Source organism: Acidovorax facilis (assembly GCF_023913775.1).
Lineage (GTDB): Bacteria > Pseudomonadota > Gammaproteobacteria > Burkholderiales > Burkholderiaceae_C > Acidovorax > Acidovorax facilis.
In genome coordinates, this window is sequence record NZ_JAMXAX010000027.1 from 1 (window position 1) to 22,561 (window position 22,561).

A 22,561-nucleotide genomic window follows, 5' to 3' on the forward strand; every position below is an offset into this window, starting at 1 on the left:
TTAAAGTATCTATAAAACAATATTCTAGTTGGATATTCATCATCACTACACCTATCAGCGCAAACAACCTTCAGTATTTTCATACCCTCCTCATCTCGATCAATCCAGTTTAAAAATTGCTTTTCAGAAACATCCTCATCAGGCTTTCCGAATAGCAATTTCAGTTCATAAATTCTCTTCCCTGAGTAATCAATTTTCCACTTGTCAGGAAATTCACTATTTTTGAAGTCGCAGGCCGACAAGGAAACAACCCCTATCAAAAAAAACAATCTGACAAACAGATGTTTTTGAGCCATTTGAATTATTGGAATCACTGGCACACGCACCTCCTAAATACGGGGATTCCTTGGGGGAATTTATTTAAATCCCAAGGCCAACTGGTCGTGTGAGAGCCCGCTTCAGTGCCCGCTCCAATTGTCGACACCCCCGGAACTTTCACGATTGCTACATGCCCCGAGGAGTCAGGTGTCCAACGAGCAATAGCGACGATATCGCCCGGTCGAGGATCAGTCACCACCGGAAAATTCGGTATGGTTGCAGTAGGGTCTGCCCATCTTCCCGCACTAATCGGCATACTCAACCAATTGCGCCGAGGTGCAACACCAGTTGATTCGAGAACATCATCAACGAAAGTATTGCATTTATTGGTATTGGGACCAGGGCGATACGGGGCGCGCAATGAATAACGAGGGTCATTATTGAGTAACTCAGCTTGCTCAAGAATGTTTTCACACCGGCACAGACCGAGGGAATCAAAATATCTTAATGGGTCAGCATCTGCATACCCAAACCGATTCCACCCCCCATCCAACCCAATCGGATCCCCCTGCGTATACCGCCCCGTACCCGGCGCATACGTGCGGAAGTAGTTGTAGTGCAGCTTCGTCTCTTTGTCGAAGTACTGCCCCGGATACCGCAGGTTGAATGTGACTTCCGGGATGCTGGTGGCGCCCGTGGTCGGTGTGGTGGTCTCGCTGGTGAATCGCTTGGCCCCGATGGTGGGCTGTTCGTCTCCGAACGCACTGTACGCCCATTGCCAGGCCACCTGGCCGTCGGGCTGGGTGAGTTTGCGGGGGGTGTTCAGGTGGTCGCTGTGGACGGCATAGGTTTGGCCTTTGATCACTGCCGCGATGGGCATGGGGCCGCTGGCGGTGGGCAGGTAGATGTACTGGGCGGTGCCGGTGCTGTTGCTGCCGCCCGAGCCGTATTCGCCCAGCAGGCTGCCGTCTTCTGCGTACACGTAGCTGTAGCCCAGCTTTTCTGCGTCGCTGGTACTGGGGCTCCAGAGTTTGCTGAAGAAGCTGAGGATTTGCTGGATGAGGCCGGGTGGCTCGCCCTGCGGTTCGTCGTCGTCGGCCAGCAGGTTGTTGAGGTTTTTGTTGCTGCTGCCGCTGGCCGGGGTGCTGCTGTACAGCGGCTCGGTCTTGAACACGCGCTGGCCCAGGCCGTTGTGGGCGTATTTGGTGGTGGGGGCGTCTTCGCCTTCTCCGGTGCTGGCGCTTTCCATGCGGCCTTCGCTGTCGTAGCGGTAGGTGGTCAGGCCGTCGCCCAGCAGGTCGCCTGCGGGGTTGTATTGGTAGGTGACGCTGGTGCTGGCGCTGTTGCCGTCCGTACTGGCGGTGGTTTGCTCAAAGCCGAGCAGCCGGTTGTGGCTGGCGTCGCCGCCGTAGGTGCGGCTGGTGTTGGTGCCTGCCAAGTCACGGATGCTGGCGGTGCGGTTGCCGTTGGCGTCGTACGAGAAGGTGGCGGTGTCCACAGGGGCGTTGGCCGCTGTGTTTTTGGTAAAGCCAGTGATGCGGCCTGCGGGGCTGTACTGCACCGTCCAGGTGCTGGTGGTCTGGCTGATGGTGGTGGCCTGGGGGTTGGTGCTGGCCGGGCGCCAGAGTTTTTGCGTGAGGGTGTGGATGCGCCCTGCTGCGTCGTACTGGTAGCTGCTGAAGTCGGTGGCCGTGACCTGGCCTGCAGTGTTGTAGCTGCGGGTGGCCGGGATGGCGGCCGTGCCACCGGGCAGGTTCCAGCTCCAGCCGGTGGGCTGGCCCAGGGGGTTCCAGGTGATGCCGCTCACCAGCAGTTGGCCCGCCCAGGTCAGGCCGGTGATCTGGCCGGTGGTGTCGTAGACGTTCTGCAGCACTTGCCCGCCGGGGTAGGTGGTGCTGGCCAGCAGGCCCTGGGCGTTGTAGGCGTAGCTGACGCTGCGCGTGTCGCCGTTGATCAGGCGCTGGGTCTTTTTGGTGACGCGGCCCTGCGTGTCGCGCTCGTAGGTGGTGGTGCCGCTGGGGTCGAGGATTTCGCCAAGATAGCCTTTGCTGGCGGCCGTGAGGTCGTAACGCAGGGTGGTGGTGCGCCCGTCGGCATGGGTGATGAGCGTGGGGCGGCCCAGCAGGTCGCGTTCGATGGTGGTGGCCTGGCCCAGGGCGTCGGTGATGGTGCTGGGCAGGCCCAGGGCGTCGTACTGGGCGGCTTCGGTGCCGGTGTCGGGGCTGGTTTCTGTGGTGGCGTTGCCTAAAGCGTCGCGGGAATAGGTGGTGGCCACGCCTTTGAAGTCGCTGGCCTGGGTGACGCCATCGAGGGCGTTGTAGCTCAGGGATGCGGTGGCGTTTTCGGCATTGGTGATGGCCTTGGTGCGGCGCAGGGCGTCCAGGCCCAGGCTGGTGCCCTGGCCCAGGCTGTTGGTGGTGCCCACCCAGTCGCCGTTGTTGTCGTAACCATAGGTGGTGGTCTGGTTGCCCAGGGTCACGGTCTCCACCCGGTTGATGCTGTTGATGGTGCGCGCCAGGCGCCACACGAGCTGGCCCTGGGCGTTGCGCAGGTCTTCGCGGGTGCGGTTGCCCATGGCGTCCAGGGTGTAGGCGCCGGAGTTGCCCCGGTTGTCGCTCCAGCCCGTGAGGCGCTGGGCATTGTCGTAGGTGTAGGTGACCACATGGCCGTGCGGCAGGCTGGCGGTGGCGACCTGGCCGCTGGGGCGGTAGGTGAGCGTGGTGAGCTGCAGCTGCCCACCCCGGTTGGCGGTGAGCATGCGGCCACGGGCGTCGTAGGTATAGGTGCTGACCAGCCCCGTGGGGGCGGTGTGGCTGAGCACGCGGCCTGCGCCGTCGTGGGTGTAGGTGTCTACATGGCCCAGGGCGTTGGTGGCGCTCGTCAGGTTGCCTGCGCTGTCGTACTGGTAGCTGGTGGTGGCGCCGTTGGGGGCGGTTTCGGTGGCAACCAGGCCGCTGGCGTGGTAGGTCCAGCTGGTGGTGCGGGTGGAGCCTGAACTGCCGGAGCCACCACCGGTGTCGGTGATGGTCTGGGTCAGGGGGTTGCCCAGGCTGTCGTAGGTGTACGTAGTGGTGCGGCCTGGCTCGGTGATGCTTAACGGCAGGCGCCACTGGGGATGCCAGGTTGTTTGGGTGGTGCGGGATTCGGGGGTACCTACGGCCTCGGTGATGGAGACAGGGAGGCGACGTGGCGCATCCCACTGGTAGGTGGACTGGTTGGTATAGAACTGCTGGTATTCATGCTCAATGAGGCCATCTTCACGCACCGTGCGGGCATAAATGGGAGGCTCACTGGGAGACGCTGGCGCTGGGGACGACCCGATAAAAATCAACTCGTTTCCATAAATGCGGAAGGTGTGACTACGGCTGGTGCCAAGAGGATCTACATACCCGTCTTTTGTAGGCACCGTGTACTTGTCCACCCCTCCCGCTTTTTCTGTACTGAGCGCCCAGCCCTCCGCGTCGTATTTGAAAGTGGTGTATCGCACCCCCTGCTCGTCAATGCGCCCGGCCAGCAAGGAGCCCACCTTGGCAGTAGCGTTGGAATATGCGTACTGAATGGTGGTGCCGTCTGCCTGACGCACAGACGTTAGAAACCCCGTATCCGCGTACATCAGCGACACGCTGCGCTGATCGCTGCTGGTAACAGAGATCAGCGCGCCATTCGGAGCGCCCCCATACGTAAACTGCAGACTCTGGCCAAAATTGTTTTGCACCACGGCCAAAAGGCCCTGCGTGTTGTAGCCATAGACCAAGCGCCAGCCATTGCGATATACCTGCTCTTCCAACAGCCCCTTCAAACCAAAGGTATACCGTATCTCGGCTTCGCCATCGTTAAATATCCATCGATTACCATTGAATTCGAGCGTTTGAAGCTTGTTACGGCCAACAAAGGCTGAACTGGTGTTTGGACGATAGAAGTAATTAAATGTCCCGTCACCCATTTGAATTCTTACCACCAAAGGCCCTGTGCCCACATCCACGCCGCTTTCAGAGCCGCTTTTGGAGTGGATCTCACCACTGGTATCCGCAGCGGCAACCGCAAGGTGAATATTGTGGTTATGAAGCCAGCCGACCCCCATGGAGCTCTGAACCGGCCCTTTGAAGTAGCCGCTGAACCAAATATCCTTGTCCCGTGCCCGATGGCTTCGATAGATCCGACGAAACTCCAGCGGCATGGGGCCTGCACTGCTCAAGTCCAACGCTAACTCCACCTTTTCTCGGGTAGGAACAAGAATGGGGTTGCCTTTAAGGGCGGTTTTGGGACATGTTTCACAAGGCGGCGGGGTTTCGGCCACCGGACTCACACACATATAGCTCTGCAGATCAAATGCCCAATATCCAACGACTCTGCTCCACTCATGATTGCAGATAATGGCCCGATTGGCATATATTTCCACCCCCCCGGTTGAAATATCTTCACATTTTCCAGCTCGAATCCAACCATAGGTGATATTCAGAGTTCTCGATTGCCAAATGGATGCATTTGACAAAGTGAAACCATCTCTTTTATGAACAGTTGTCGTGCCAGCCAGCGAATGCGAAACCGCACACATGTTTTTGAAGTTGGGATTCGAATAAACGAGGTAATTCATCGTTTCCTGAACGGCTTTAGCCTCAGAGGAATACCCGCCTTCCACATCATGCGGAGCAATACCATATCCCGACCCATACGCCCAATAGGTAAAGCCATCAGGCTTCAGGCGGCAGATCATGTAACCCGCCGGGCTCCCTTCAATGCACACATCAGAATAATTACCCTGAGCCTGCGCCTGGCCGATAGCCAGCATCGCGATCAATATAGAAATTACCCTAAAAAATGCACTCATGGGTGCTCCCTCTCTTATTATGAATACTCAACCAGCTCGCGACCTCTTGAACACGCGAGCAAACTCCACAACCGGAGAAAATTCTAAATAATCCCCGGTAGGCCTCTCAATTTCAGCCGCGTTCTGCTAGCCGGTATTCCTCAACCCCGCAGCAATCCCATTAATAGAAATGTGAATCCCCGTCTGCACCCTCTCATCCCCCTGCCCCGCGCGCCAGCGGCGCACCAGCTCGACCTGCAAGTGGTGCAGCGGGTCGATGTACGGGAAGCGGTGCTTGATGGAGCGGGCCAGCGCCGTGTTGTGTGTGAGGCGCTGTTTGTCGCCGGTGATGCGGGTGAGGGCCTCGGCGGTGCGGTGCCATTCGGCCTCGATGCTGGTGAACACCTTTTTGCGCAGGCGGGCGTCGGTGACGAGTTCGCTGTAGCGTGAGGCCAGGGCCAGGTCGCTTTTGGCCAGCACCATGTCCATGTTGGACAGCAAGGTGCGGAAGAACGGCCATTGGCGGTACATTTTTTGCAGCAGGGCGAGCTGGGCTTTGGGGTCTTTGCCCTCCACGTTCACAAACGCATCGACGGCCGAGCCAAAGCCGTACCAGCCGGGCAGCGTGAGGCGGCATTGGCCCCAGCTGAAGCCCCAGGGGATGGCGCGCAGGTCTTCGATCTTCTGGCTGGCCTTGCGGCTGGCGGGGCGGGAGCCGATGTTGAGCTCGGCGATCTCGCGGATGGGGGTGGAGTTGAAGAAATACTCGGTGAAGCCGGGCGTCTCGTACACCAGCGCGCGGTAGCTGCCCATGCTGGCCAGCGAGAGCTGGGCGGCGGCGTCCAGAAACGCCTTGGTGGCGGGCTTGGTGGGCTGCAGCAGCGTGGCTTCGAGCGTGGCGGCCACCAGGGTTTCGAGGTTGCGGCGGCCGATCTCGGGGTTGGCGTATTTGGAGGCGATGACTTCGCCCTGCTCCGTCAGGCGGATCTGGCCGCGCACGGTGCCGGGCGGTTGCGCCAGGATGGCCTGGTAGCTGGGGCCGCCGCCCCGGCCCACGGTGCCGCCGCGGCCGTGGAACATGCGCAACTGGATGCCGTGGGTGGTGGCCAACTCGTCAAACAATTCGACGAGGGCAATCTCGGCGCGGTACAGCTCCCAGTTGCTGGTGAAGATGCCGCCGTCTTTGTTGCTGTCGCTGTAGCCGAGCATGATGTCCTGCTCGCCACCGCTGCGCTGCACCAGGGCAGCCACGCCGGGCAGTGCGTAGAACTCGCGCATGATGGGCGCGGCATTGCGCAGGTCTTCAATGGTTTCGAACAGCGGCACCACGATGAGGTGGTTCTTGGACTCGGTGTCCAAGGTGCCATTCATCAGGCCCACTTCCTTTTGCAGCAGCAGCACTTCGAGCAGGTCGCTCACGGTTTCGGTATGGCTGATGATGTAGTGGCGGATGGCTTCGTGGCCGAAGCGCTCGCGCATGACGCGGGCGGTTTCGAAGATGGCCAGCTCGCCCTTTGCATGGGCAGAGTATTCGGCACCCACCACGCGCAGGGGGCGGGCGTCGTTCAGCAGCTTGATCAACAGGGCACGCTTCGCGGCCTCTTGCAGGCTGGCGTAGTTTGGCTCAATGCGCGCCTTGGCCAGCAGCTCGGCCACCACTTCTTCGTGTTTGTCAGAGCTTTGGCGCAAGTCCACCGTGGCTAGGTGAAAGCCGAACACCTGCACGGCGCGGATCAGCGGGTGCAGGCGCTCTGCGGCCAGGGCTTCGCCGTGGTGCGACTTCAATGACGCTTCGATCACGCGCAGGTCGGCCAGGAACTCTTCGGCGCTGGCGTAGGCGTTTTGTGGGGCCACGGCGTGGCGGGCGGCCTCACCACCGGTCAGGTCCTTGAGCGACGCAGCCAGGCGCGCGTAGATGCCTGTCAGGGCGCGGCGGTAGGGCTCGTCCACGCGGTGTTCGTTGGTGTCGGGCGAGCGCTGGGCCAGGGCCTCCATCTCGGCCGATACCTGCACCAGGCGGGCCGACAATGACAGCTCGCCGCCCAGGTAGTGCACTTCGGTCAGGTAGTGGCGCAGGGCCACCTCGGCCTGGCGCCCCAGCGCGTATTGCAGGGTTTGCGCCGTCACATTGGGGTTGCCGTCGCGGTCGCCGCCGATCCACTGGCCCATGCGCAAGAAGCTGTGCACAGGGTACTGGCCCAGCTCGTTTTCCAGGTCCGCATAGATCTTGGGGATCTCACGCAGAAAGGTGGCTTCGTAATAAGAAAGCGCGTTTTCGATCTCGTCAGCCACCGTGAGCTTGCTGTAGCGCAGCAGGCGCGTCTGCCACAACTGCGCCACACGGGCCCGCAGCAGGGCTTCGTTGGCGGCCAGCTCGCGCGGGGTGAGCGCGTCCTTGGCACTGTTGTAGAGCTGGGCGCGCACCTGTATGTCGTCGCGCGTGGCCAGCAACTGGGCGATGTCGCGCTCGGCGTCCAGGATGCTCTTGCGCTGCACCTCGGTGGGGTGGGCGGTGAGCACGGGGGCCACGTAGCTGCCTGCCAGCGTCTGCGAGATGGTCTTGGGCGCAATGCCAGCCCAGCGCAGTCGCGACAGGGCGACTTCGATGCTGCCCTCTTGCGTGTCGCCTGCGCGTTCGTGCACGGCGCGGCGGCGGATGTGGTGGCGGTCTTCGGCCAGGTTGGCCAGGTGACTGAAGTAGGTGAAGGCGCGGATCACGCTCACCGTCTGGTCGCCCGACAGGGACTTGAGCAGCTTCTTGAGCGCGCGGTCGGCCTCCTGGTCGGCATCGCGGCGGAAGGCCACCGAAAGCTTGCGCACCTGCTCGACCAATTCATAGGCGGCCACGCCCTCCTGGTCCCGGATCACATCGCCCAGAATGCGGCCGAGCAGGCGGATGTCGTCAATCAGGGGCTGGTCCTTGTCGGATCGTTTCATGGTGCGTGGGTCTCCGGAGGTGGGTAGGTGACCTGGCGCCGCCTGCCCCCCGCGTCCCCCGGGGCGCACCGGCCCCAGTGCGGGCGTATGCTAGCATCGCCCGCCCCTGAATGATTACAAACAGGTTACGAACTTGAGCCTCGCCCATTCCCCCCTTTCCATCGTCATTGCCACCCGAGAGAGCCGCCTGGCGCTGTGGCAGGCCGAGCATGTACAGGCTCTTTTGCGCGCACAGGGCCACACGGTGGAGCTGCTGGGCATGACCACCAAGGGCGACCAGATCCTGGACCGCTCGCTCAGCAAGGTGGGCGGCAAGGGCCTGTTTGTGAAAGAGCTGGAAGTGGCGCTGGAAGAAGGCCGCGCGCACATTGCCGTGCATTCGCTCAAGGACGTGCCCATGGAGCTGCCCGAGGGTTTTGCCCTGGCCTGCGTGATGGAGCGCGAAGACCCGCGCGATGCGTTTGTCTCACCCAACTACCCGAACATTGATGCCCTGCCCCAGGGCGCGGTGGTGGGCACCTCCAGCCTGCGCCGCCAGGTGCTGCTGCAGGCCCTGCGGCCCGACCTCAAGATCGAACCCCTGCGTGGCAACCTGGACACCCGCCTGCGCAAGCTGGACGAAGGCCAGTACGACGCCATCGTGCTGGCGGCTGCGGGCCTGAAGCGCCTGGGGCTCGAATCCCGCATCCGCGCCACGTTTGCGCCCACGGCCATGCTGCCCGCAGCGGGCCAGGGTGCCTTGGGCATTGAAGTGCGCAGCGACCGGCAAGACCTGATCGCAGCACTGGCCCCGCTGGCCCACCAGCCCACCTGGCTGACCGTGGCCGCAGAGCGCGCCGTGAGCCGCGCCATGGGCGGCAGCTGCTCCATGCCGCTGGCCGCGCACGGCACGTTCACCGATGGCGTGCTGCAGCTTGACGCCGCCTGGGGCGACGTGGACGCGCAGGCCCCCCTGGTGCGCGCAGCGGCCAGCGCCGCCGTCTCCACGCTGGCGCAGGCCGAAGCACTGGGCGACGCGATTGCGCAGCGCCTGCGTGCCGGTGGCGCACGGGGCGCAGAACCCCTGGTTTGAACGCGCATGCCATGCCCCGGGTGATCGTCACGCGGCCCGCACGCGAGGCTGCGCACTGGGTACAGCTGCTGGGCGCGCGTGGTGTGGATGCCGTGGCCCTGCCGCTCATCGCCATCGGCCCCTGCCGTGACGCGGCAGCAGAGCAAGCACTCACCCAGGCGCATGCCCGGCTTGCACAGTACCGGGCCCTGATGTTTGTCAGTGGCAATGCGGTGGTGCATTTTTTTGAGCCAAATAAGGCCCTAGCGCTTGATGGACAAGTGCTAGCAGCTATCAAAACAAGAGCTTGGGCTCCGGGCCCCGGCACGGCGCGTGCGCTGGAGCAGGCCGGTGTGCCGCCTGGCTGCATCGACAGCCCCGCAGCAGATGCCCCCCAGTTCGACTCGGAAGCGCTGTGGCAGCAGGTCTCTGGGCAGATCCGGCCGGGCGACTGCGTGCTGATCGTGCGCGGGAGGTCCTCCACGCCCCAGGGCGTACATGAAAGCCTAGGCAGCGGCCGCGACTGGCTGGCGCGCCAGATCGAGGCGGCGGGCGGCACGGTGGAGTTTGTGGTGGCCTACCAACGCGGCGCACCGCATTTTTCAGCGCGCGAGGTGGCGCTGGCGCAACAGGCAGCGTGCGATGGCTCCATCTGGCTGCTGAGCAGCTCTGAAGCCGTAGCCCACCTGGCCGAGGCCCTGCCCGGCCAGCACTGGGGCGCCGCGCACGCACTGGCCACCCACCCGCGCATCGCCGAAGCGGCCCGCGCAGCGGGCTTTGGCACCGTGCGGGAATGCCGTCCGGCGCTGGAGGATGTGGTGGCCTCGATAGAATCGGCCGCATGAGTTCCGTGCCCCCCAACGATCTGCCCCCCGCACCCACCGCAGCGCCCATGGCGGCACCTGCCGCGGCATCTGTGGGCGCACCGGCCGTGGGCCCGGCAGCCGCGCCCGCCCCTCCAGCATCCGCCCCGGGCCGGGGTGGCGCCGTCACGCTGCTGCTGGGCGCGGTGGCCGCTGCCGCGCTGGTCAGCAGCGGCATGCTGTGGCAAAAACTCAGCGCCATTCAAGAGCAACTGGCCCGTCAATCCGCAGACTCGGGCGCGCAGGCCATCGAGGCCCGCACCATGGCCCGCCAGGCCGAAGAACTGGTGCGCGAGACAGCGGCGCGCCTGTCGGTGGCCGAAGCGCGGGTGAGCGAAGTGGCGCTGCAGCGCAGCCAGCTTGAAGAACTCATGCAAAGCCTGTCGCGCTCGCGCGACGAGAACCTGGTGGTGGACATCGAATCCGCCATCCGCCTGGCGCAGCAACAGGCGCAGCTCACCGGCAGCCTGGAGCCCCTGGTGGCCGCGCTCAAAAGCGCCAACCAGCGCATCGAACGCGCCGCACAGCCCCGCCTGGCCCCCGTGCAGCGCGCCATTGGCCGCGACTTGGACCGCCTGACCCGCGCCACCGTGACCGACACCGCCGGCCTGCTGGCCCGCCTGGACGACCTGGTGCGTCAGGTGGACGAGCTGCCCGTGCTGAACGCCGTGGCCCAGGCCGCCGCCACCCGCCGCCTGGCAGCCACACCCGCTCCCACAAACACGCCACCGCTCAACCAGGGTGACCTGGCTTGGTGGCAGGCAGCCTTGCAGCGCAGCTGGGAAGTGGTGCGCGACGAGGCCCGGGGCCTGGTGCGCGTGAGCCGCATCGACCAGCCCGAGGCCATTTTGCTGGCGCCCGAGCAGACCTTCTTCCTGCGCGAGAACCTCAAGCTCAAGCTGCTCAACGCCCGCCTGGGCGTGCTGGCGCGCCAGTTCGAATCGGCCCGCGCCGACCTGGCCGCCGCCAACGCTGCGCTCAACAAATACTTTGACCCGGCATCGCGCCGCACGCAGAACGCTGCCAGCACGCTGCAGACCGCCCAGGCCAGCATGAAGGCGGCCGAGCAGCCGCGCTTGGACGAAACGCTCTCTGCGCTGGCAACAGCTGCAGCCGGCCGGTAAGGGAGCGGTACGCATGCGTGCAGCACTCTGGCTTTTGGCGTTGTTTGGCGTGGCGGTGGCCGCCGCGCTGTTTGCGGGCAACAACCAGGGCACCGTCACCCTGTACTGGCCGCCGTACCGCATCGACCTGTCGCTGAACCTGGTCGTGCTGTTACTGGTGGGCGGGTTTGTCACCGTGTACGCCGCGCTGCGCGCCCTGGCGGCGCTGCTGGAGCTGCCCCACCAGGCCCGGCGCTGGCGCGTGCAGCAAAAGGAGCGCGCCATGCATGCGGCCTTGCTGGACGCCCTGACGCACATGCTGGGCGGGCGCTTCATCCGCTCGCGCAAGGCCGCGGTGGCTGCGCTGTCGCAAGAAAACGCGCTGGCCACCGCTGGCGAGGCCGTGCCCCACGGCCGCCAGTTGCGCGCCCTGGCCCACATGATTGCGGCCGAGGCCTCGCACGCGCTGCAAGACAGCGCCACGCGCGAAAGCCATCTGCAGGACGCCCTGCAAGAGGCACCGCTGCGCGGCACCGTGAATGAGCAGGAAATGCGCGAGGGCGCCCAGATGCGTGCCGCCCGCTGGTCGCTGGACGACCGCGATGCCAACGCTGCGCTCGACCGCCTGGCCGCACTGCCGCAAGGTGCCGCCCGGCGCACGCTGTCGCTGCGCATCAAGCTCAAGGCCACGCGCCTGGCACGCCAGACGCAAGAGGCGCTGGACACCGCACGCCTGCTGGGCAAGCACCGCGCCTTCTCGCCCGCTGCAGCCCAAAGCATCGTGCGGGGCCTGGCCATTGAACTCATCAACAGCGCACACGACACCGCGCAGCTGCAGCAGACCTGGATGTCGCTGGAATCGTCCGAGCGCAGCATGCCCGAGCTGGCCATCCACGCCGCGCAGCGACTGGCAGCCCTGGGCGGCGACACGACGCAGGTGCGCGCCTGGCTGCTGCCCGTGTGGGACCGCATGGTGGACCTGCCCGACGCGCTGGCCGAACACCATGCGCTGAAGCTGGTGCGCGCACTCGAAGCCGGGCTGGACGACCTCGACGCCCCCTGGCTGGCACGCATCGAATCGGCTTACCAGGGAAATCCCCGCGACGCCCGCCTGCAGTACCTGGCGGGCATGGCCTGCCTCAAGCGCCAGCTGTGGGGCAAGGCCCAGCAGTTGCTCACACAGGCGGCGCAGCAACTGGGCGACAGCAGCCTGCGGGCCAGCGCCTGGCGCCACCTGGCAGAGCTGGCAGAAAAACGCGGCGACGACAGCGCCGCCGCCGCGGCCTGGAAGAAGGCCGCGCTCGGCCGGTAAACGGCCTTCTTTGCAAGGGCTGCGCCTTCCAGGCGCAGCCCTTGCGTAAAAAAGCCCGGGCAGCAGCGCTCTGGGCCGCACCGAACCAGGGCATCCCTGGTGAATCCGCCGCCCTCACACCCCATCGGATACACGCTGGTGCAGCGTGCACAGCATTGGGGAACTTTGAGCGCTCAGGCCTTATCAATTCATTTTTTTTGAATTGAAGCATCAATCTGCCTGAAGCCGAATGCGGCAACGGCTTCCTACACTGCCCCATCGCTTGACGCATGTCAGCCCCGAACGGGCTGGCGACCCCGCCCGGCGCTCCGTCCAACAGCCCCACGTTTCCTCTCTTCATGACTGCTTCAGCCACCGCCACCCGCACCGCTGCCGACGCACCGCCCCGCCGCTATACGCGCACCGCCATGCTTTTGCACTGGGTGCTGGGCTTGGCACTGATCGGCCTGTTTGGCGTGGGTATTTACATGACCGGGCTGCCGTTCTCGCCTCAGCGGCTCAAGCTCTACAACTGGCACAAGTGGGCGGGGGTCACCATCCTCGTGCTGTCGGTGCTGCGCCTGCTGTGGCGCGCCACGCACCGCCCTCCCGCGCTGCCGGCAGCCATCGAAAACGCCATGCCGGGCTGGCAAAAGCTGGCGCACCACGCCACGCATGGGCTGCTGTACACGCTGTTTTTCGCCGTGCCGTTGATTGGCTGGGCCTACAGCTCGGCAGCAGGCTTTCCCATCGTGTTTCTGGGCCTGTGGCAGTTGCCCGACTTCGTGCCCGTGAGCAAGGAGCTGGCCGAGGCGATCAAACCCTGGCACCAGTACACCGCCTTTGCGATGGCGGGCCTGGTTGTGCTGCACATCGCAGGCGCGCTCAAGCACCAGATCGTGGACCGCGATGGGCTCATCGCCCGCATGCTGCCGGGCAGATGAAACACCCCTGAGTCGCGTGCATGGCGGGGCAACGCACCGCCCTCCAGATCATGGATCTGGCTTTCACTTTCTGTCTTTTGAACGGAGTTTTTTGCATGAACCTGTCTTCCCAACTGTCTCGCACCCTCCTGGTGGCCGCCGTAGCCTTGAGCGCGCAGGCCGCACTGGCCCAGCAGCAACTGGTCCCCGCCCAGAGCGAGGTGCAGTTCACCGCGCGCCAGATGGGCGTGCCGCTGGATGGCCACTTCAAGAAGTTCAGCGCCCAGGTGGCGTTTGACCCGGCCAAGCTGGCGACCAGCAAGATCGCCTTCACCGTAGACACCGGCAGCGCCACGCTGGGATCGCGCGAGACCGATGCCGAGCTGCCCAAGCCCACCTGGTTCAACGTGCCCAAGTTCCCGCAGGCGCAGTTCGAATCCACTGCCATCAAGGCACTGGGCGGCGGCAAGTTTGAGGTGGCAGGCAAGCTCACCATCAAGGGCACCGCGCAGAACGTGGTAGTGCCGGTGACGTTGACCCAGAGCGGCCCCACCACCACGGCCACCGGCACGCTGCCGATCAAGCGGCTGGCTTTCAAGATCGGCGAAAACGAGTGGGCCGACACCTCGATGGTGGCCGACGACGTCACCGTGAAGTTCAAGCTCGCACTGACTGGCGTCGGCAAGCTTTGACCAGCTTCTGGCTCCAGCTCCGCCTCTTTCATCCTCCGTTTTTCCCCTGGTTCGTTTCGTAGTTCCTCTTTTCAAGGAGTCTTTTTCATGCGCAAGTCCCTCTTCTCCCTGCTCGCCGTGGCCGCTGCCACCGCAATGACCGCTGGCGCTGCCCAGGCCGCCAACTACGCCATCGACCCCACGCACACCTTCGTGACGTTCGAGATCGGTCACTTCGGCGCATCCACCAACCGTGGCCGCTTCGACAAGAAGCAAGGCACTGTGGAATTTGACCGCGCCGCCAACCGGCAAGGTGGACATCACCATCGACACCACCTCGGTGAATACCGGCACGCCTCCCTTTGACAAGCACCTGCAAAGCGCCGATCTGTTTGACGCAGCCAAGCACCCCACGATCAAGTTCGTGTCCGACAAGTTCAGCTTCACCGGCGACAAGGTCAGCGAAGTGACCGGCCAGCTCACGCTGCTGGGCAAGACCGCGCCCGTCACCCTCAAGGCCACGCAGTTCAACTGCTACGACAGCCCCATGCTCAAGCGCGAAGTGTGCGGTGGCGACTTTGAAACCACCATCGACCGCACCCAGTGGGGCATGAACTACGGCGTGGAATGGGGCTTCCCCAAGAACGTGCGCCTGGTGGTGCAGATTGAAGCTGTGAAGCAGTAATCCACCATCGGCAGGCACGCGGGCTGCTCGCCCCTGAAGGGCGGCTGCTGCGCGCCAAACCCACGGGCCACCCCTGCGTTCACGCAGCGGGTGGCTTTTTCATGCACGCGCACTTCGCCGGGCGTGTCAGGCAGCGTCCAGCGTGGCATCCAGGTTCCAGCCTTGCGGCTGCCAGGCCCACACCACATCAGGCCCAAGCGCACGCAGGAAGGTGACGTCGTGCGACACCACGGCCAGCGCGCCCGTGAAGGCTTGCAAGGCAGACTGCAGCGCTTCGATGGCATCCACATCGAGATGGTTGGTGGGCTCGTCGAGCAGCAGCATTTGCGCGGGCTCGCCCGACCACAGGGCGCAAGCCAGGGCGGCCTTGATGCGCTCTCCACCGCTGAGCACGCCCTCAGGCCGCTGCACTTTGTCCGCACCCAGGCCAAGCTGGGCCAGGTGCGTGCGCAGCGCCGCTTCGGGCAGGGGCGTGCCGAGCGCCTGCAGGCGCGCCAGCACACCGTGCTGGGGTGGAAGCAGGGCGGCGTTGTGCTGGTCCAGCCAGGCGGCCCGCACACCCCGCAACACCCGCCCCGCAGTGGCCAACGCAGGGTTGGCAATGGTGCGCAGCAGGCTGCTTTTGCCGCAGCCGTTGGGCCCAGTGATGGCGATGCGGATGGGCCCGTTCCAGACTCCATGGAGCGGAGGAAAGCCGGGCGGCGCATGCGTCACATGCACCTGCTCGAACGCCAGCACCTGCTTGCCCGCAGGCACGGCGCTTTGGGGCAGCACCAGCGCCGTAGCGCCCCCTGCAGGAACACGCTGAGCGGCCTCGCGCACCGCATCGTTCAGCCGCTGGCGCTCCTGCTGCTGCCGCTCGTGCTCGCGACCCGCGTGGGCCTGGGCGTTGTTCTTCTTGCGGTCCAGCAGGACGGATGCCTGGTTGGCAGCGCGGCCGGCCTCGCGCCCCCGCGCGGCGCGGCTCTGCTGGGCATCGTGCTCGCGCTGCAGCGCCCGCATGCCCCGCTCGCGCTCGGTGCGCGCGTGGTCCAGCGCGGCCTGGGCAGCAGCAGCCTCGGCCTGGCGCTGTGCCTCGTACACGGACCAGTTTCCGCCGTAGCGCTGCAGCCCCGCTGCAGACAACGCAACCATGTTGTTCGCCATGCCCAGCAATTCGCGGTCGTGGCTGGCCACCAGCACGCCACCGCGCCACTGCGCCAGCGACTCCATCAACCAGCGCCGACCCGGCCGGTCCAGGTGGTTGGTGGGCTCATCCAGCACCAGCAGATCGGCGCCCGACAGGAATGCCCCCGCCAGCGCCACGCGCATGCGCTCGCCACCGCTAAGGTGCTGCGCCGCGTGTCCCGGCGGCAGGTGGCCCAACCCCAGCGCGTGCAGCGCCTGCTGCCATTGCGAGGGCAGGTCCCACCGCCCGTCGGCCAAAAGCAGATCATCGGGCGAGCCCCTGCCCGCTTCCAGTCGGTCGAGTGCACCCAGAACCGGGCCCAGGCCCGCAATATCGGCGACGGTGGCCGAAGGGGCTGCACCGACCTCCTGCGCCACCGCGTGCACGGAAGGGCAGCCCGCCACCACACCGCTTGCAGGCTGCAGCATGCGCTGCGCAAGCTGCAAGAAAACGCTTTTGCCAACGCCGTTGGCGCCCACCAAGCCGGTCACGCCTTGGCCCAGGGCCACATTCAGCGGGCGTGCCCACAGTGCCTGCCCGTCAGGCAAGCTGAATGTGACGTCGTGGAACTGAAGGACAACGGGACCCGCAGACGAAGCCGCACTGCGGGGCGCGGCATTAGAGGGCCGAGGAGGGAAGGCAGCCGTCGAGGCTGCGGCAGCGCTGCGGCTGCGATGGGCGGAATCGCCCGGCATTGAAGGTGTCGCCATGCAAAAGCACTCCAGACAAGACATACAACCGCCTGGCCCGGCAATGGGCAAGCAGGAAGGAAAGGCTTGAGGGGCTTACAGGCGCATCGGACGAATACCTCAGGGGCAAAGAAGGACGACTGCGGAATGTACCGCAATCCCGGCCCTCAAAAAATTAACTTAACGTAAATCAATTACGAATAGTAGAATCGCAAAACCGATTTGAGGAGACTCTGCATGAACGCCATCCTGAAACCTGATCTGGCCACCCTGCCCCCGCCCGCGCCCATCCAGCAACTGCACCACTACGCCTACAAGGCGCGTGACGCTGAAGAAACGCGCCAGTTCTATGAGGACATCCTGGGCCTGCCGCTGTACCACATCATCCAGAGCGACTACGTGCCGAGCACGGGCGAATACTGCCCCTACACGCACTTCTTCTTTCGCCTCAAGGACGGTTCTTTCATCGCCTTCTTCGACCTGGGCGACGACGTGAAGGCAGAGCCCTCGCCGAACACGCCGCTGTGGGTCAACCACATTGCTTTTCGCGTGGACACGGTGCAGGAGCTGGAGAACACCAAGAAGCGCCTGGAGGCCCACGGCATCGAGGTGCTGGGCGTAACGGACCACCACATCTTTCACAGCATCTATTTCTTTGACCCGAACGGTATCCGTCTGGAGCTGTCGGCCCAGCTGGCCGACGAAGAACAGATGGCCAAGGACAGCACCGTGGCCCACGCCCGCCTGAACGAGTGGACGGCGCGCAAGGAGCAGTGGCGCAAGGAGCGCGCTGAAGGCAAGGCGGTGGAACCGCTCAAGCCGCAGCAGAACGACCGGCCAGAGTTCGTCAAAGGCTGACAAGCCTTTGGCGCCGCCACGTTGCACACCCAACGTGCAACGTGGCGTCAGCGATAAAAATACAGGTAAAAATAGCCGCCAGCGCTTTACCAACAAGCGCTAACAGCTATTTATTTGGTAGCAAAGCTCCACCAACCACTCCGCCGGTCGCAATCAGCCTTCCTGAGGCTGTTGCTGCTGCGCCCGCATGATCTGGTGGCGCTGCCAGTAGGCCCCCACCACGGCGTTGAACTGGTCCTTTTCCTTGGTGAGGCCGGACAGCTTGATCTTGCTGGTCTTGGCGCCCAGGCCCAGGGCGTTCTTTTCGGGGTGCGTCACGACCAGTGCATTGCCGAAGCTGCTTTCCTTGAATTCCAGCGCCTTGATGGCGTCCCAGAACACCGTGGTCTCGTCGGCCGAGGTGCGGATGCCGTCGATGCTGACCTCCACCGTGTTCTCCCCCTTGAGCGCAAACACCACGGGCGGAAAGTAGCGCAGCACCAGCGCGCGCTCTTCGTCGGTGGCGGGCTCGTAGCGGTAGGCCAGGCTGCGCTCATGGTCTTGCGCAAACTGCTGTTCGTAGTCACTCCACAGGCGCTGCTCGATCGCGTCCGCCGTCAATATCTCTTGCACCCAGGTGGCAGCGGGCGCGCGCACGGCGATGGCACCGTAGTCCTGCTCTTTCAGCGCCATGCCCACGTTGCGCAGGCGCTCGGGCATGGCGGGGTGCGAGTCAAAGGGGTGGGGCACGTTGGCCGTCTTCATCGCATCCAGAAAATCGTCGGAGGCCGCATAGGGCGCCAGCCCCTGGGCCACAAAGCGGGCGATGCCCAGCGTGGTGGTGTCGTGCCGCTCATTGCGGCCAAACAGCTCGTCCTCGATCTTGAAACGGTATTGCGCGTAGGCCGCGATCTTGACCAGCGACTGCGCAATGGCCGCTGGCGAGATGAGCTTGGCAGCGATGCGGTCAGCCTTGAACTCGCGCTCGCGGCTGTCGCGCGCCAGGGCGATTTCGAAGATGGTGCGGTACAGGTCCAGCACTGGCGACACCACGGCCGAGAGCCCACCGCTGCGAATCGCATGGCGGTAGTGGTCAAACTGCACCAGCTTCGGGCCCAGCCGGGCGCTGCTCTGGGTGTCGCCGCCGCGCAGGTGGGCCAGCTCGTGGCCAAACACGGCGTCGGCCTCGGCCTGGTCGAGGATGCGCAGCAGGGGCAGGCTGACAAACAGCGTGCGGCCCGTGAGCGTGTGGTTGCCCACCGTGAGCGGTGCCTCGGTCACGAAAAAATTCGCGTCGATGCCCGCCACGATGTTCTTCGGGGGCTCGGTCTTAAGGCGCTGGGCCATGTGGCGGATGCGCTTCCACAGCAGGGGCGCATCGTCTTCGGACACCAGCTCGCCCACGGCATGGTTGTCAGACTGCACGCGCTTGAAGATGCCCGCCACCGCCACAAACACACCCACCGCCACGGCCAGCCCCACGACGATGATGAGCTTGGGCGAATACTTGTGAAAGAAGAACGCCGTGACCCAGAACGACAGCCACACCGCCATCGCCCCCTGCACCACCAGCGCGGCGGCACTGGCACAGGTGGTCAGGCGCCAGCCCGCGACAAAGCTGGTGTACTGCAGCGTGCGGTCGGCAAAGGCCAGCGCGCCCAGGCCCAGCACGGCCACCAGCAGCACGCCACTGGCTACCAGGGTCCAGAACGACACGGCTCGCGCCATGTGGAACTGCCACACGTCGGAATAGCGCTCGCACAGGGCTTCGCGGTAGTCCTGCGCCTCGGGGTCGGTGCTGCTGCAAATGGTGGACGGCGGATTGCTGCGGTAGTAATCCTTGCGCGCCTGCTTCTCGGCGGGCGGCATGCCCTTTTCAGCGTCGATGCGCTGGCTGATGCCGGCCACAAAGTTCGCGTCCTGGTCGCGCTGCGCATAGACGGTGAACCCATAGGTCAACGCCGGGATGAGAAAAAGCGCCAGCAGCGCGTAGACAAAGTCCTTGGCAAGGCCCGCGCGGAGTGCGGATGGAAGATGCATGGATGGGAACGATTGGTTGTATGTTTTTGACCCGGGCAATGCGTGGAGCCCGCCCCCCTCTCCAGGGGCCCTCTCGCTCCACCGGGCGGGATTATCAAGACGCCACGGCGGGCAGGTCGAGCGACAAGGTAACAATTGGCGAGAAATGCCCGACAGACGGAATGCCGGTGGGATGCGAGCGCAGGGGAAGACCGGCTGGCGCTCCCGTAAAATGCCCGGTCCACCCTCTTGACCGTTGAGGCACGCCCTGTGCCTGCCTCTTCCTTCTGCCAAACCCCATGAGCACGCCCCAAGCACAACCCGGCCTCGACAGCCTGTCCAAGTCCTTTGAACCCGCCGCGCTGGAAGCCCACTGGGGCCCCGAATGGGAAAAGCGCGGGTATGGCACCGCAGGCCACCGTGGCACGGGCCAGCCCCAGGCGGACGAGCCCGCCTTTTCCATCCAGCTGCCCCCGCCTAATGTGACGGGCACGCTGCACATGGGCCATGCGTTCAACCAGACGATCATGGACAGCCTCACGCGCTACCACCGTATGCGTGGCTTCAACACGGTGTGGGTGCCGGGCACCGACCACGCGGGCATCGCCACGCAGATCGTCGTGGAGCGCCAGCTGCAGGAGCAAGGCATCAGCCGCTACGACATGGGCACCACCCCGCCCGAGGCGCGCAAGAACTTTGTGAGCAAGGTGTGGGAGTGGAAGGAAAAGTCCGGCAACACCATCACCACGCAGATGCGCCGCATGGGCGACAGCGTGGACTGGGGCCGCGAATACTTCACCATGGACGACAAGCTGAGCGCCGTGGTGACCGACACCTTCGTGAAGCTGTATGAGCAGGGCCTGATCTACCGTGGCAAGCGCCTGGTGAACTGGGACCCCAAGCTGCAGTCCGCCGTGTCCGACCTGGAAGTCGAGAGCGAAGAAAAAGACGGCTCGCTCTGGCACATCGCCTACCCGCTGGCCGATGGATCGGGCAGCCTGACGGTGGCCACCACCCGGCCTGAAACCATGCTGGGCGACGTGGCGCTGATGGTACACCCCGAGGATTCACGCTACACGCACTTGATCGGCAAGATGGTGAACCTGCCGCTGTGCGACCGCCAGATCCCGGTGATCGCCGACGAGTACGTGGACAAGGAGTTCGGCACGGGCGTGGTGAAGGTAACGCCTGCGCACGACCAGAACGACTACGCCGTGGGCCAGCGCCACAAGCTGCCCATGATCGTGGTGCTGACCCTGCAAGCCACCATCAACGAGAACGCGCCCGCCAAGTACCAGGGCATGGACCGCTTTGTGGCCCGCAAGGCCGTGGTGGCCGACCTCGAGGCCATCGGCGCGCTGGTCGAGGTGAAGAAGCACAAGCTCATGGTGCCGATCTGCACCCGCACCGGCCAGGTGATCGAGCCCATGCTGACCGACCAGTGGTTCGTGGCGATGAGCAAGGTGGGCGAAGGCGACGCCACCGGCAAGAGCATTGCGCAAAAGGCCATCGATGCCGTGGCCAGTGGCGAAGTGACCTTTGTGCCCGAGAACTGGGTGAACACCTACAACCAGTGGATGAACAACATCCAGGACTGGTGCATCAGCCGCCAGCTGTGGTGGGGCCACCAGATCCCGGCGTGGTACGACGAAGACGGCAACGTGATCGTGGCCCGCGACGAAGCCGAAGCCCAGGCCAAGGCCCCCGGCAAGACGCTGCGCCGCGATGAAGACGTGCTGGACACCTGGTACTCGTCCGCGCTCGTGCCCTTCAGCACCATGGGCTGGCCGAACCAAGGCACCGCCGACACCGACGACTTCAACCTCTACCTGCCCAGCACCGTGCTGGTCACGGGCTACGACATCATCTTCTTCTGGGTCGCCCGGATGATCATGATGACCACGCACTTCACCGGCCGCGTGCCGTTCAAGCACGTGTACATCCACGGCCTGGTGCGCGACGCGCAGGGCAAGAAGATGTCCAAGTCCGAAGGCAACGTGCTCGACCCGGTGGACCTGATCGACGGCATTGCGCTGGAGCCGCTGCTCGACAAGCGCACCACCGGCCTGCGCAAGCCCGAGACTGCGCCCACGGTGCGCAAGAACACGCAAAAGGAGTTCCCCGAGGGCATCCCGGCCTATGGCGCCGATGCGCTGCGCTTCACCTTTGCCGCACTGGCGTCGCTGGGCCGCAGCATCAACTTTGACAGCAAGCGCTGCGAGGGCTACCGCAACTTCTGCAACAAGCTCTGGAACGCCAGCCGCTTTGTGCTGATGAACTGCGAAGGCCAGGATTGCGGCCTGAAAGAGCACACCAAGGAAGAATGCCAGCCCGGAGGCTCTGCCCACGGCTACATGCAGTTCAGCCAGGCCGACCGCTGGATCAGCTCGCTGCTGCAAAAGACCGAGGCCGAAGTCGCCAAGGGCTTTGAGGAATACCGCCTGGACAACGTGGCCAACACAATCTACGACTTTGTCTGGAACGAGTACTGCGACTGGTACCTGGAGATCGCCAAGGTGCAGATCCAGAACGGCACCGAAGCGCAGCAGCGCGCCACGCGCCGCACGCTGATCCGCACGCTCGAAGCCATCCTGCGCCTGGCCCACCCCATCATCCCGTTCATCACCGAAGCCCTGTGGCAGGTGGTGGCGCCTGTGGCCGGAATCCCCGGCGAATCGGTCAGCATCGCCCGCTACCCTCAGGCGCAACTGGACAAGATCGACGAGGCTTCAATAGCCCACATGGGCCGCGTGAAGGGGCTGGTGGACGCTTGCCGCGCATTGCGTGGCGAAATGAATGTGTCCCCGTCCACCCGCCTGCCGCTGTACACGGTGGGCGACACCGACTTCATGCGCGGCGTAGGCCCGGTGCTGCAGGCCCTGGCCAAGCTCAGCGAGGTCAAGGTGTTTGACGACGAGGCCGCCTGGGCCGCTGCCGCGCAGGCAGCACCTGTGGCCGTGGTGGGCGAAGCTCGGCTGGCGCTGTACATGGAGATTGACGTGGCCGCCGAGAAGGCCCGCTTGTCCAAGGAAATCGCCCGCATCGAAGGCGAAGTCGCCAAGGCCAACAACAAGCTCTCGAACGAAGCCTTTGTGGCCAAGGCCCCACCGGCCGTGATCGACCAGGAAAAGAAGCGCATCGCTGACTTCGGCGCCACGCTGACCCGCCTGCGCGACCAGCTGGGCCGCCTGGGCTGAGAGAACAAAAGTGAAAGGCCGGGCAACTCTGGCCTGACACTTGCATATCCACGACGACCACA

At 64.4% G+C, this 22,561-nt stretch carries 13 protein-coding genes and 2 pseudogenes; 9 read left to right on the forward strand and 6 right to left on the reverse strand.

What is annotated here, in order from left to right; translation table 11 throughout:
• From NFX52_RS10570 to ppc, 4 genes and pseudogenes are all read right to left on the reverse strand, one after another.
• On the reverse strand, positions 1–320 hold a 320-nt coding region (locus tag NFX52_RS10570), incomplete at its 3' end, for a hypothetical protein (protein ID WP_252635632.1).
• Positions 311–4,057 (reverse strand): RHS repeat-associated core domain-containing protein, encoded by a 3,747-nt coding sequence (locus tag NFX52_RS10575; RefSeq protein WP_055401661.1) that lies wholly within the window; start codon positions 4,055–4,057, stop codon positions 311–313. The genes NFX52_RS10575 and NFX52_RS10570, both read right to left, overlap by 10 nt.
• A 213-nt stretch (positions 4,058–4,270) precedes the next feature.
• Positions 4,271–5,086 (reverse strand): annotated as a pseudogene (locus NFX52_RS31085) (DUF6531 domain-containing protein); the annotation flags it as partial.
• Between the two features lie 126 nt (positions 5,087–5,212).
• Positions 5,213–8,002 (reverse strand): phosphoenolpyruvate carboxylase, encoded by a 2,790-nt coding sequence (gene ppc, locus NFX52_RS10580; RefSeq protein WP_055401659.1) that lies wholly within the window; start codon positions 8,000–8,002, stop codon positions 5,213–5,215.
• 133 nt (positions 8,003–8,135) lie between these two features.
• Here ppc and hemC point away from each other — a divergent pair, with 133 nt between their 5' ends.
• The 7 genes and pseudogenes from hemC to NFX52_RS10615 all read left to right on the forward strand — a co-directional run bounded on the left by hemC (position 8,136) and on the right by NFX52_RS10615 (position 14,589).
• Entirely contained in the window at positions 8,136–9,074 is a 939-nt protein-coding gene (gene hemC / locus NFX52_RS10585; protein ID WP_055401658.1) for a hydroxymethylbilane synthase, read from the forward strand.
• Positions 9,075–9,085: 11 nt separating this feature from the next.
• Complete coding sequence (locus tag NFX52_RS10590; protein ID WP_055401656.1) at positions 9,086–9,898, forward strand: uroporphyrinogen-III synthase; 813 nt, start codon at positions 9,086–9,088, stop codon at positions 9,896–9,898.
• A complete protein-coding gene (locus NFX52_RS10595; protein ID WP_202907221.1) occupies positions 9,895–11,040 on the forward strand; it encodes a uroporphyrinogen-III C-methyltransferase in 1,146 nt (381 codons plus the stop codon). Before NFX52_RS10590 ends, NFX52_RS10595 begins: the two co-directional genes overlap by 4 nt.
• A 13-nt stretch (positions 11,041–11,053) precedes the next feature.
• A complete protein-coding gene (locus NFX52_RS10600; protein WP_055401654.1) occupies positions 11,054–12,331 on the forward strand; it encodes a heme biosynthesis protein HemY in 1,278 nt (425 codons plus the stop codon).
• Between the two features lie 338 nt (positions 12,332–12,669).
• Complete coding sequence (locus tag NFX52_RS10605) at positions 12,670–13,254, forward strand: cytochrome b (RefSeq protein WP_055401652.1); 585 nt, start codon at positions 12,670–12,672, stop codon at positions 13,252–13,254.
• Between the two features lie 95 nt (positions 13,255–13,349).
• The gene (locus tag NFX52_RS10610; RefSeq protein WP_055401650.1) at positions 13,350–13,925 is read left to right on the forward strand and encodes a YceI family protein; all 576 of its coding nucleotides are present in this window, start codon (positions 13,350–13,352) and stop codon (positions 13,923–13,925) included.
• A gap of 87 nt (positions 13,926–14,012) precedes the next feature.
• Positions 14,013–14,589: pseudogene (locus tag NFX52_RS10615) on the forward strand (YceI family protein).
• Between the two features lie 126 nt (positions 14,590–14,715).
• Here the strand turns inward: NFX52_RS10615 and NFX52_RS10620 are convergent.
• Positions 14,716–16,467, reverse strand: coding sequence for an ABC-F family ATP-binding cassette domain-containing protein (locus NFX52_RS10620; protein WP_238385739.1), 1,752 nt, complete (start codon positions 16,465–16,467; stop codon positions 14,716–14,718).
• 216 nt (positions 16,468–16,683) lie between these two features.
• Here NFX52_RS10620 and NFX52_RS10625 point away from each other — a divergent pair, with 216 nt between their 5' ends.
• A complete protein-coding gene (locus NFX52_RS10625; RefSeq protein WP_055401646.1) occupies positions 16,684–17,304 on the forward strand; it encodes a VOC family protein in 621 nt (206 codons plus the stop codon).
• Between the two features lie 153 nt (positions 17,305–17,457).
• Here the strand turns inward: NFX52_RS10625 and NFX52_RS10630 are convergent, their stop codons facing one another.
• Complete coding sequence (locus NFX52_RS10630) at positions 17,458–19,323, reverse strand: M48 family metallopeptidase (protein WP_055401644.1); 1,866 nt, start codon at positions 19,321–19,323, stop codon at positions 17,458–17,460.
• 278 nt (positions 19,324–19,601) lie between these two features.
• Between NFX52_RS10630 and NFX52_RS10635 the strand changes: the two genes are divergently transcribed.
• A complete protein-coding gene (locus NFX52_RS10635) occupies positions 19,602–22,499 on the forward strand; it encodes a valine--tRNA ligase (RefSeq protein WP_055401642.1) in 2,898 nt (965 codons plus the stop codon).
• The last annotated feature ends 62 nt before the right edge of the window (positions 22,500–22,561 follow it).